This window comes from Xenorhabdus mauleonii, assembly GCF_900113945.1.
In the GTDB taxonomy this organism is placed as follows: Bacteria; Pseudomonadota; Gammaproteobacteria; order Enterobacterales; family Enterobacteriaceae; genus Xenorhabdus; species Xenorhabdus mauleonii.
In genome coordinates, this window is the sequence record NZ_FORG01000046.1 from 1 (window position 1) to 9,428 (window position 9,428).

General features: G+C 50.9%; 12 protein-coding genes and 1 pseudogene. All 13 read right to left on the minus strand.

Annotation, left to right across the window (positions count from 1 at the left end):
- Positions 1-705, minus strand: a pseudogene (locus BM100_RS21270) (TIGR03752 family integrating conjugative element protein); the annotation flags it as partial.
- Positions 695-1,516, minus strand: coding sequence for a TIGR03749 family integrating conjugative element protein (locus BM100_RS21275; protein WP_092514588.1), 822 nt, complete (start codon positions 1,514-1,516; stop codon positions 695-697). The gene BM100_RS21275 and the pseudogene BM100_RS21270, both read right to left, overlap by 11 nt.
- Positions 1,513-2,169, minus strand: coding sequence for a PFL_4703 family integrating conjugative element protein (locus BM100_RS21280; RefSeq protein ID WP_092514590.1), 657 nt, complete (start codon positions 2,167-2,169; stop codon positions 1,513-1,515). The genes BM100_RS21275 and BM100_RS21280 overlap by 4 nt, the downstream gene beginning before the upstream one ends.
- Positions 2,166-2,522: a TIGR03750 family conjugal transfer protein gene (locus BM100_RS21285; protein WP_092514592.1), complete on the minus strand. Its 357-nt coding sequence runs from the start codon at positions 2,520-2,522 to the stop codon at positions 2,166-2,168. Before BM100_RS21285 ends, BM100_RS21280 begins: the two co-directional genes overlap by 4 nt.
- A 10-nt stretch (positions 2,523-2,532) precedes the next feature.
- Positions 2,533-2,910: a TIGR03745 family integrating conjugative element membrane protein gene (locus BM100_RS21290; RefSeq protein WP_169924800.1), complete on the minus strand. Its 378-nt coding sequence runs from the start codon at positions 2,908-2,910 to the stop codon at positions 2,533-2,535.
- A 35-nt stretch (positions 2,911-2,945) separates the two neighbouring features.
- On the minus strand, positions 2,946-3,182 hold the full coding sequence (locus BM100_RS21295) for a TIGR03758 family integrating conjugative element protein (protein WP_092514594.1): 237 nt from the start codon (positions 3,180-3,182) through the stop codon (positions 2,946-2,948).
- Positions 3,179-3,508, minus strand: a complete 330-nt coding sequence (locus BM100_RS21300; RefSeq protein WP_092514596.1) for an integrative conjugative element protein, RAQPRD family — start codon at positions 3,506-3,508, stop codon at positions 3,179-3,181. The genes BM100_RS21295 and BM100_RS21300 overlap by 4 nt, the downstream gene beginning before the upstream one ends.
- A 539-nt stretch (positions 3,509-4,047) precedes the next feature.
- Complete coding sequence (locus tag BM100_RS21305) at positions 4,048-4,674, minus strand: hypothetical protein (RefSeq protein ID WP_092514598.1); 627 nt, start codon at positions 4,672-4,674, stop codon at positions 4,048-4,050.
- Between the two features lie 157 nt (positions 4,675-4,831).
- Positions 4,832-5,590 (minus strand): TIGR03747 family integrating conjugative element membrane protein, encoded by a 759-nt coding sequence (locus BM100_RS21310; protein WP_092514600.1) that lies wholly within the window; start codon positions 5,588-5,590, stop codon positions 4,832-4,834.
- 9 nt (positions 5,591-5,599) lie between these two features.
- Complete coding sequence (gene traD / locus BM100_RS21315; protein WP_092514602.1) at positions 5,600-7,663, minus strand: type IV conjugative transfer system coupling protein TraD; 2,064 nt, start codon at positions 7,661-7,663, stop codon at positions 5,600-5,602.
- Positions 7,660-8,199 (minus strand): integrating conjugative element protein, encoded by a 540-nt coding sequence (locus tag BM100_RS21320; protein ID WP_092514604.1) that lies wholly within the window; start codon positions 8,197-8,199, stop codon positions 7,660-7,662. Before BM100_RS21320 ends, traD begins: the two co-directional genes overlap by 4 nt.
- Complete coding sequence (locus BM100_RS21325; protein ID WP_092514606.1) at positions 8,181-8,876, minus strand: TIGR03759 family integrating conjugative element protein; 696 nt, start codon at positions 8,874-8,876, stop codon at positions 8,181-8,183. The genes BM100_RS21320 and BM100_RS21325 overlap by 19 nt, the downstream gene beginning before the upstream one ends.
- The gene (gene pilL2, locus BM100_RS21330) at positions 8,873-9,403 is read right to left on the minus strand and encodes a PFGI-1 class ICE element type IV pilus protein PilL2 (protein ID WP_092514608.1); all 531 of its coding nucleotides are present in this window, start codon (positions 9,401-9,403) and stop codon (positions 8,873-8,875) included. The genes BM100_RS21325 and pilL2 overlap by 4 nt, the downstream gene beginning before the upstream one ends.
- Positions 9,404-9,428: the final 25 nt, after the last annotated feature.

A 9,428-nucleotide genomic window follows, 5' to 3' on the forward strand; every position in this document is an offset into this window, starting at 1 on the left:
ATAGACCGGTTTTTCGTTTTTTTCCTTTGAAGGAGTCTGAAGCGAAACAGGCTGAGATTGATTTTGCCCTGCAACGGGCTGTTCACTTAAAAATGAGGTTGGAAAGCGTGCCGTCGCGTTGCCATTGCCGATACTTTGCCTATCTGTCGGTTTTTCATCGGCGGGTGTTATCCAGATAAGATCATCCTGCGCCTTGGCTGGATTAATTGAATAAGGGGAATTCCCCGACCCCAGCGGCATCGCGCTGTCCGGTACTGACAGGGGTGTGGCATTTAACCGCTCGGTCAGTAAATCAATCTGCGCCAGCAACCCCTGCTGCTCATCCTGTAATTCGCGCTGGCGCTGTTCATCAGCCTGCCGAAGGGTGGCAACGGCGGCATCTATCTGACCGGCCACATCGTGATGCTGGTTTTTTAACTGGTCATTTTCTTTCAGGATATCGGCATTCTGCCGGGTTAACCGTTGTTGCTCTGCCCGCACTTTATTGAGTGTGCCGACCAGTGTTCGCAGGGTATCTTCCGGCGTATCGCCGCCGATACCCAGTACCTGTAACTCCTCCGGGGACAGCGAGGCCAGGGCATTATTGGGCGGTGTCGCGGGCGCAACCGTGTCTGTTGAACTGCAACTTTTGATGCCGATAAACCCGCCGACCATCAGCACCGCCGGCACCAGTATCTTGACCAGACTGTTGGATTTAATCTGCATGAGGGTCTCCCGATTTCACGGCGGTCGGCTCAGGAATAAAGGCGTTATCCGGCTGACCCTGAGTGACAAGATACAGCACCGTGGTATCTTCCGGTGTACCGGCTGCGCCCAACCAGCGATGCTGGAACGTGGCGGCCACAAACTGCCCCTGCAAGGCCCGCGGGTCGAGCGTAATAGTGCGTTTGGCGGTATTGCGCAATTTCAGCGCTACGACGGAATAATTTTTCACTCCCCAGCCTGCCAGCGGAGAGATGGCTATCGGCGCTGAGGGATAGAGTGTCGTGATTATCGCCGGTAAATGCAGGTTGACCGGATGAATGCCAGTGACCGGCTCAAGGGTGCGCAGCGGAGCATATAGCTGCTGCGCGGCATAGCGAGTCAACACCACCGGCACGGGTGCAGATAATCTGGTTTTGCTCTGCGAAGGGGATTTTTCGACTGACACGCCGGATTTTTCATCCGGATAAATAAGGCGTACCGGTTCGGTCGGAGCCGTTTTGGCGGTACGGATATCCAACAAGATAATTTCGCCGTTTTCACTGTCCTGCAATTGCAGACGGGTCGGCGAAAATGATTGGCTGGCTTTCAGATAAATTGCCCCGCCGGCGCTTTGCACCCGCAGTTTATCTCTGAGTGATGGGGGTACGCCGACACGCATATTCCGGTCAGCAAAAATAATCCGCTCCTGACCCACTTTCAGCTTCACTGATAATGGAATGCGTTCCCATTTCAACAATTCATCTGCATTTGCCCCAAAACTGAACAACAGCACCAGCCCCAAACAGGCAAAAAGAGAAGGCCATTTTTTCATTGAAACATCCCTTTTTTCTCTTCCACGGATGGCGACATGGCTTCCAACCGTTGTGGCATTTCATCGTAGCAATCCAGTGCCAGCCCGAACGGATTACGTTCTGCATCCCCCTCCCAGCGCACCACTTTCAGAGGATAGCGTACCAACGCCCGTTTGACGGGTTCGGCGTGGTAATACTCATCGGCCACCAAATCCAGCCGCACCCCCCAGTTATTCTGATTGTGTACTGTCACACTGTTCGTCTCATAGCCTCGGCCGGGTACTTCATACACCACGCGAACCCGGTCAGCCAGTTCGCCACTGTCAGCCCGGGCTTTGGCATCTTTCCGCAGAAAATCCTGACAGGCTGGCGTCAGATAGGGCGATAAGGCCACAATTTTGGCCGGATAATCCTGCGCCCCATTTTTCGGCCAGGCATTCAGTTGCTGGAAAATATAAAACGCAAAACTGTAGACACTCGGCGCAGGGACTTCCCACCACGCCCGGGTGCTGCCACTGCGTAAATCCGGCGGATTATGAATGGTGAGATTACGGGGTGCCGTCATCCAGCCGACCAGCGCGATCAACAAGACCAGCACCAGCACCCCGCAAGCGAGCCGCAGCGTCAGAATATGCTGATCACGGTTTTTCAGTGCATGGCGAAACCGGCTCATCGCGTGCTCCTGCTGCGCCGTAGCGACCAGCCCTGAGCCGCAATAATCAACGTCGGATCACCGATCCCCAGCCGACGTTTTTTCTCTTCCAGTTTCTGCCAGAGATAGTTTTCCGGTTTGCCACGCTTCAGCTGCGCGAGCCAGCGCCCGCCAAAGCTCACCAACAGCAAAGGCATGACCAGCATGCCCGTGGGTATCATGACCCAGCCCACTAACGGAATGAGGGGCAGGCTCACCATCAGCCCACCACCTACGCCGGCTACTGCCGCCAGTCCCATCTCCGGGGTGGTGAAGCCGCGAAATACCACTGGCTCAGCGTTTAAGCGATCAGGTAAGAACGGGATCGTCTGCATCAGCGGCACCTTAAAAAATAATGCCGGCCGACTTTGCCAGCAGCCAGATCACGGCAACCAGCAGCACCACGCCGACCACAATAATGGAGCCAAACTGTGTCCAGGTCGCTTTGCCGTCACGCACTTCGGAGAAGGTTTCCACGGCGGCAGAGGCGACTTTAAAAAACGCCACAGCCGAGAGGATTAAGCCCCCAATCACAATGCCATCCTGTGCGTAGCCCTTCACTTGTCCCAATAACCCGCCCCCACCGCCACTTTTCGGCGGTTCGATCGCAGGTAAATCAGCCCAGGCGGATTCACAGGCCAGGCCGAACAACAAAAACACGGTGCTGATTCGCGTTATCAGGTTAGTGCTGAGACGACGGCAGGCCGTTAATATTGGTTTCATATTTACGCGGTTCCTTTTTCAGTAGGTTCATTGCATTAACTGGCAAACATCCAGACCGATATCACCAGTAAGAGGGCTGTTCGCAGGGCAAACTGGCTGAGGGCCTGGTTACGTACTTTTTCATTCGCCCAACCGTTCCAGACATCCACCGCCGCCCAGGCCGCCCAAAGAAACAGGGTCGCTAAGAAAAAACCGACGCACACCAGAGACAGAAAATAAATATCAAAGTGTCCTGAGGCGACTTCAAAGGCATTACGCTGGGTGGGGGTCATTGCGGACGTTCCTGACGGTATTGGCCGGATAACGGTGCAGACCCGCCCGGCTGACCACGGGAGGGGGTCAGGTAGTGATCGATGCCGGCTTTGATGGTGTTGAGATCGGTACTGATACGGGCGTAATCAAAGTAGTAGCGAGGGAGGGTTGGGGCATCAGCCTGCTTTTCGTCCATGCTTGCGCGTTCCAGTGCAATTTGTACCTGCTCAATCAGGTTTTTGGCACTGGCCAGTTCATCTTTCTCGGCTGCCTGCGCAAGCGGCACACACAATAGGGTCAGCCCCATCAGACAGGCAAAACGGAACAGGGAAAAACTACCACGCATCAACACGCACCTCGTCATGAAATTCAGAATATCGAGGATGCGAGGTTTTTAAGGTCAAATCAGCAATAAACTCTTTATGTAATAATGCAAATTAGCTAAATAGTCTGATTAATTGATTCAACCAACACTTAATCATGAAGGCCCCCATGCTGCGGATTGATTTAAACGTCCCTGATGATGAGCACGAAAAGCATGGGAGCTGGGTGCATGCTGATAGAAAGATAAAGACAATTTGAGAGACAATTAACTTGAAAAACAGCGTTATTACCTGATCTCTTTCATGGTAATACGCAAGTGGACAGAATTATGCATGAATAATTATCACTGACGCGCCGTCGAACGGCTTGTCTACTGAGTAATAACAGACAAAACAAACACCCGTTTTATCTGCCATTACTCAGCGCCACGAACAATAAATTTTTGATATAAACCTTATGCTAAATTAATTTATATTAACCTAGCAATTTTAGCTGCTATTTAAAGAAAATTACCTTATCAAATTCTTATAACGAAAATAATATTTTTCATTTCTTCCCAAACTAACCATTCAGTCTGCACTCCGATAAAATTTTATTTAATTCTTTTATTCTTTTTCTCGATGGAGATAATTTTATCGCAAAAACAGAAAAACAACCAAGAAATATCAAAAATATAGCTGTAAACGAATAATAAGATACTTGCAGGGCCTCATTCTTATAACAATATAATATTAAGGATGTTAAAATCATGCCAAAAAAAGTCATCCCTCCTATTATCATTTCAAAAAACCTGCCTAGTTTGTACTGAAAATCAATTTTAATAACTGGAAATTCAGTATCAAAAGACACATAAAAATTTAACTTTCTAATGTCACGTATATAATCAGGCCTAACGTCATTACGCTCTAATTTTGAAATTAAATTCCTTAATCTTGACGATTTTATTTTTGTCACTTTAAACATTACCTCTGATTCTATCATGTTTTCTATATGTTTTTTATTTTCATTATTTATAAAATCAATATATTCATTAAGATAGTGTTTGTTTTTTGAAATCCTTCTATTACTGAGAAAAGTAACTCCCTTATAGACTCGATATATTATTACCAAAACGCCAGAACAAAATGCACTGATCAATGCTAAGATTGGTTTGGAGTTGTGAAGTAGATAATTAAGAATATCTTCCATTCTTTTATTCACCTTGCTAGTTAATTAAAATTAAAAAATTAGGATAATATGAATACAATATACTGTCCCTATTTTGGAATCGATAGTGGGATATAGATCAAAAATGGTACTTACATTACACTGTTAAAGGATGCAACTGCTACGTATCGCTACCCATTCAGATGTACTTCTTAAACATCGACGTTGTTATTACCACCGCCATACCCAGTATTATCGCTGCCGGTAGCAATATCACGGTGGGATACACTACACCCGGCCACGATAAATACAGTACACAGGGAACCGTGCAGGCCGGTTTAATTCCCCGTTTGGCATGGTGATAAACAAAACTCGATTCGTATCCTGCCCCGTAACGCCGCAAATCCCGCCGTCCCAGCCCGTCAACCAATGCCACTAATACCACCATTGCAAACAAGGGAACGGATAACAGCAGTATTGCCAACCGGATCAGCGTCACCATCGTGATAAACACAGTTGCCAGCCAATACTCCCGCAAATGCGCCAATAGTCCATGTAACACAGCATTAAACTCGCGCAAAAAATCATTGTTGCTATGGAATTGATATTGCCGCTGCCCCTGAACCCAGTTCATAAAACCACTTTCCACAAACAGCCACTGGTAAACCTGTGCCAGCCATGCTGAAACGGTTTGTGAAGGTTCAGCCAATAACAGACTTCGGGTAAATTCCGAGGATAAAAATTGCAGCTCGGTTTTCATCATGGTCTGACTGTGAGACGCCCCCTGCTCCGGCCAGAAAAACGCCATACCGAGATATTCCAGTAACAGACTGAATAGCCACGACATGATAACAAACCCAATAAACTGCCAGGGCCATTCCCATAGCACACGATAGAGCAGACCAGGCTTGCGGGGCGGTTGGGACGATTGGCGGGATGAGTTTTCTGACTGCGCCATAAATGGAAACTACCCCTTCTCTTCCCACCAGTTTTCACTGGTGCGGTAATGCCTGCGCATCTGTTCAGCGATGTTCTGCAAACTGGCTGGCATTAAGGCATCATCTTCATCACCCGTTGGCAAAGGCATACGGATTTTCCACAACTGCCCACCTTCCAATAACGCAAACGCCTGCCCTTTCGGCAGGTTAATCATTTCAGCGGGCGTAATTAGTGGTGTTTTGACGGTGCCTACCCTATCTTGTGTGGACGAGGTAAAATCCTGCCCCTGCTCGACATCGGCAATATCAGAATGCCCCGATACCAGCGTCTTGCTGTAGATTTCCACTTCCGGTAGCTGGCTGGTGAGTAGCTCCGCCGTCCGGTTATCCCGTACCCGCAGCATAATCAGGGTATTGAAGTTCCCCACCACCTGCGCGGTTTTGGCCGGGCTGCCGATACGGGCTTCGATATCAGACGAGGTCTGGGTGTACGCTGTGACCTGCATGCCCGCACCGCCGCCTTTGTTAATGAGTGGAATAAATTCATCGCCCATCAGTTCGTTGAATTCGTCGCAATGCAGGTTGATCGCCAGCTTGCCGTCATGACGAACCGGCAATCCGGCGTTCATGCCATATTTGTAAATCTGCCCCGCGACACTGACCAAATCTGCAAACATGCTGTTACCTACAGCCGAGGCCACATCACTGTCAGACAGGGCATCCAGCCCGATATAAACAATGCCGTTTTTGCGGATCACCTGCTCCCAGTCGAAAATGGGTCGCAGATCCGTCATATTGAGGTAATCCGGTGACAATAATTCTGCGATTTTGCCGGTGGTCAGTTTTTCCAGCAGCGGCAATAAGGACGCGACAATTTTGTCAAAATAGGTGCGGTCATACCGTACCGCAGAACGCAGCCCGTCCAAAATCGGGTCATAGAGTTGTTTGCCCGCCTCAGAACTCAGGGTCATTTCCATAGCCCAGAGCCGGAGAGCATCGGGCTGCCCCTGCATATTGCGCGGAATGTCTTTTTCTTTCAGTTTACTGAGGGAATGATTGATTTGCGCCAGCAGTTCCGGTTGCCTTTCTTCCATCACTTTAATGGCATAGCGCTGATACAGTTCACTGATATTATTAACGTAGCGGGTAATCAGCTGGTAGTCCGGCCGATGCCCCAGTGCTACCAGTGCACGGGCGACAATATTGACAAACCGCCAGGCAAATTCACGGAACGCGGCACTGTTGCCTTCGCCGCTGAGCTGCCCCGCCAGACGGGAAGCCACCTCGGATACCCGACCAAACCGCCCGACGGCATTATAACGAGCAGAAATTTCCGGCCAGCCCAGATGAAAGAGGGACAGTTCATTACCACGCCCTGCCCGGTGCGCCTCTGCCCAGATGCGTCTTAACAAATCGGCATCCCCTTTGGGATCAAAGACAATCACCACCTCGCCCCGTCGGATATCCTGCGTTATCAGCAGTTCGGCCAGCCGGGTTTTTCCTACCCGGGTTGTCCCCATCACCAGTGTGTGCCCGACGCGCTCGCGTAAGTCCATAAAAACCTCCGCTTCCTGTGGCTCAAGACCGTGAATAGCCGGATTGCCCCCTACCGGTGGCAGCGGACGTACCGGATTCCAGGCAGAGTCTTTGCGTAATAGCGCAGATAAGTCTGGCCAACGGTATTCGGTTCGACGCTCCAGTTCGCGGGCGAGCTGATAAACCTGAGACGGTTGCACAAATCGTTCCACTTCCGGTCGGCGCGTATCCTGTAAACGCTGGGTATGCTTCTGTTGCCAGCGAAATCCACGCCCCAAAAACAATTGTCGGTGACTGAGGGGAATGTGTTTAGTACTCATCTGGTAACGCGGCAGGCGGCGCAAATTTCTGCGATAGCGGATAACCTGAATGCCCTGCCAGGTGCGCACTATCGCCAGTGCGGCAAAACTGCCGCCCATGATATAGCTAACGGAGGGTGTTAGTGCGATGGCCCAGGGTGCCCGAATACAGACAAACGCCGCAACGGCGGCGACCAGCGCCGTATTCAGTTCAACGGCCGGGCGCAGCAGGGCTTCAACCACATAACGACGGCTCATGGCGATAACTGCTGGGAAAGCTGAGTGTCGGTAATTAACACCGGATAATGTTGCAACTGCAACCGGCGAGCCAGTTCGGTGCCGGAAGCCGGTGACAGCAGTAACCCCGGAACTAATGTGCGTAGTGCCTGCAAGCCAGCTATATCTCTGACATTCACCACCAACCCCACGGCCTGTTGTTTCGTCAATGTGGCCGCATTCTGACTTAACCACTGATGCGAATCCGAATCATCCCCAATCAGAAACAGAGCACCAATCCCCGGCAACTGGAGTGATCTGCTGCCGACTTTCCCTGGTGACAGTTCCGGTGTTCTGACCGGCAGCATGGCCGCTTCACCTGCCACTTCGGAAGAGAAAGGCGGTGCCGATGGTAAAGACGCATCATGTTGTTCGGCATTAATGCTGTCATAAAAGGGCGAGGCATCTTTGCCGCCTAAATCGGCAATCACATTCAGTTCGGCATGGCAGGCAGTCATCCATAGTAAACCCACAACGGGGAATAAGCTCAGCGGTTTCATCATGAGGTGATCTGCCATCCCTGCTCTCCTTGGCGCAACAAGACCGGCATCCGACCCTTGCCAAACCGGAACCAGTACCCCGCATCATGATTCAGGGTAATTTGTCGGTTACGTACCCGCTCAACGGGGATCTGATGCTTTTTGGCCCACTGCCGCAACAGCTCATCATTCCCCTGACTGTCAACCAGATAGATATCAACAGGTTGCTTCGCAGCCAACACTTCAGCCAAGCGGGTTTCGCATGACGGGCAATCTTTGACTTTGACAAACAGGGCCAGACGGCCGCTTGCCTCCCGTGTTTTTTCCATGTTAACGGGCAGAACATCAGGAAACAGCCGCTGCCAGGCCGCATTCACTTCTCGCTGAAAGCGCAGTTCTTTTTCGGTGCGAGCGAATTCTGTTTTGACCCACTGCTCAGCATAACGGCGGCGTTCGGCATCGTTTTCAGCCTCAATGCCCAAGGTTGTCAGCGGATCAAGCCCCGGCGATTGAATTCCCCTTGGCCCCGCCATCAGATGCTGATAACGCTGGTATTCATCTGCCTTCAATCCCCACTGCCCGGCCGGTGTTTTTAATGTTTGCTTTTGGCTTTCCACCGTCTGCGTCTGCTGTGATGTTAAAGGTGTTGATGTATCTGCCCATGCTGGGTTGCCGAGTACGACCCACACCATCAGCCCCATTTGAGACCCTTTCATGGCTGCTTTCCTTGTGGGGGTTGCGGGAGCTGATAACCCGGTCGCAGATGGTGACAAACCTGACGTTGTACCGCATCCACGTCCAGCTGCCAGGCCGGGCCTGCCATGAGCTGCAAAGCCGTATGCAGCCGAACAGGGCCGAACTGATGGTGCACCGAAGGCAGCGGCTGGCGATATAAAATGCCATTGGTTTTTTCAGGTGTACACAAGGTATAGCCCGACTGGCGCAATACATCACGCAGGGCATCACCCACCGTAGGCTTCTGGGAAACAGGGAGACGCACCTCAGTCAGCTGAGAAAGCGGGTCACGCTGTGCGGCTGTCGGGTCGATACTGACCAACAGATATCGGCCATGACGAATAACTTCCGGCGTGTATTGATAAATATCAGAAGGAACGGGCTGAATATTATGCGTGACCTGCGTTGCAGAAATCACCTGTTCGGAGATGGATTGGGGTTGTTTGGACGGGGAATGACACCCCGTCAGGATAGTGGCCAATAGGCCCATTAATAGGGTTATTCTCATTCCTGTTATTCCTGCCCGGCAATAA

What these genes read in the sequence shown, in the direction of transcription:
- BM100_RS21310 (WP_092514600.1), bottom strand. Translation starts at nt 5,590, where the DNA reads ATGGCGCAGTCAGAAAACTCATCCCGCCAATCGTCCCAACCGCCCCGC.
- BM100_RS21285 (WP_092514592.1), bottom strand. Translation starts at nt 2,522, where the DNA reads ATGCAGACGATCCCGTTCTTACCTGATCGCTTAAACGCTGAGCCAGTG.
- pilL2 (WP_092514608.1), bottom strand. Translation starts at nt 9,403, where the DNA reads ATGAGAATAACCCTATTAATGGGCCTATTGGCCACTATCCTGACGGGG.
- BM100_RS21290 (WP_169924800.1), bottom strand. Translation starts at nt 2,910, where the DNA reads ATGAAACCAATATTAACGGCCTGCCGTCGTCTCAGCACTAACCTGATA.
- traD (WP_092514602.1), bottom strand. Translation starts at nt 7,663, where the DNA reads ATGAGCCGTCGTTATGTGGTTGAAGCCCTGCTGCGCCCGGCCGTTGAA.
- BM100_RS21320 (WP_092514604.1), bottom strand. Translation starts at nt 8,199, where the DNA reads ATGGCAGATCACCTCATGATGAAACCGCTGAGCTTATTCCCCGTTGTG.
- BM100_RS21275 (WP_092514588.1), bottom strand. Translation starts at nt 1,516, where the DNA reads ATGAAAAAATGGCCTTCTCTTTTTGCCTGTTTGGGGCTGGTGCTGTTG.
- BM100_RS21295 (WP_092514594.1), bottom strand. Translation starts at nt 3,182, where the DNA reads ATGACCCCCACCCAGCGTAATGCCTTTGAAGTCGCCTCAGGACACTTT.
- BM100_RS21300 (WP_092514596.1), bottom strand. Translation starts at nt 3,508, where the DNA reads ATGCGTGGTAGTTTTTCCCTGTTCCGTTTTGCCTGTCTGATGGGGCTG.
- BM100_RS21305 (WP_092514598.1), bottom strand. Translation starts at nt 4,674, where the DNA reads ATGGAAGATATTCTTAATTATCTACTTCACAACTCCAAACCAATCTTA.
- BM100_RS21325 (WP_092514606.1), bottom strand. Translation starts at nt 8,876, where the DNA reads ATGAAAGGGTCTCAAATGGGGCTGATGGTGTGGGTCGTACTCGGCAAC.
- BM100_RS21280 (WP_092514590.1), bottom strand. Translation starts at nt 2,169, where the DNA reads ATGAGCCGGTTTCGCCATGCACTGAAAAACCGTGATCAGCATATTCTG.